Raw genomic sequence first — 998 nt, 5'->3', positions numbered from 1 at the left:
CATGTCATATCTGAAGGATCATAATTAAAAAATTCTGAATATAATATGTGCATAAAATCTGCGCCTCCCATGGGACCACCTGGGTGTCCTGAATTCGCTTTTTCTACCATAGCAACCGCCAATGCTCTAATATTATCTGCTGCTTGTAAATTAATCTCTTTGTTCATTTTTTATTTACTTTTAATATTTATGTATTATTTATTAAACCTTTCTTTTTTGTTTTAGAGGAGGTATCTTTAGTTAGGCAGTATTAAAAAAGTCTAACAAAGAAACTCGACATCGCTTATATTGCTTTAATTTTTACCATTTCTTTAAAACACAACAAGTGTAGACATTTATGCTAAAAAGGACATCCTGTACTCTACTGGTATTAAATTATTATTACATTCTAGATTTTGACTAATTTCAATTTCTTGGTCATTTTTTTTGAATGAATAGGCGAAATTCAAATATTATATTTAACCTAACATAAAAAAACATCTCTGTGCATAATTATAACTTTACTGTTAAAAAGTAACAAACTACCATATTATTCCTTAGGCCATTAAAACTTAATATGGGTTATTATTTATAACCAAATATGCTTTTAGATTCTGATCTATTTTGCTCTTACATACTGTAAAACAAACACATAAACCAAACAAACCTTTTAAAAATATTTTTTAAGTGATGCTGTCACATTAAAAAGTAAGAGAATAGTATGAAAGAAAACAAACAGTTACTTTAATTATTAATAATTCCTAAATAAAGCGGATATTATATAACTAAGCAAAAAAAACAGGTGGTTAAAAAGCTTCATGAATTCAACGACTCCTAATAAAAAATATTTAAGCAATTAATGTGATTGATAAAAGAAAGAAAGAAAGAAAGAAAGAAAGAAAGCCATTTTGAGATAAAAAAAAAGTTCAGTAAAAACTGAACTTTTTGTCGGGGTGGCAGGATTCGAACCTGCGACCTCCGCGTCCCAAACGCGGCGCGATAACCGGGCTACGCTACAC

General features: G+C 29.4%; 1 pseudogene. It reads right to left on the bottom strand.

From position 1 onward, the window contains the following. Nucleotides 1–167, bottom strand: a pseudogene (locus Q0842_RS16035) (transketolase); the annotation flags it as partial. Between the last annotated feature and the right edge of the window lie 831 nt (nt 168–998).

Origin of the sequence: uncultured Algibacter sp., assembly GCF_947495675.1 — a bacterium.
In the GTDB taxonomy this organism is placed as follows: Bacteria; Bacteroidota; Bacteroidia; order Flavobacteriales; family Flavobacteriaceae; genus Algibacter_B.
This window is presented reverse-complemented; position numbering and strand designations above follow the sequence as displayed.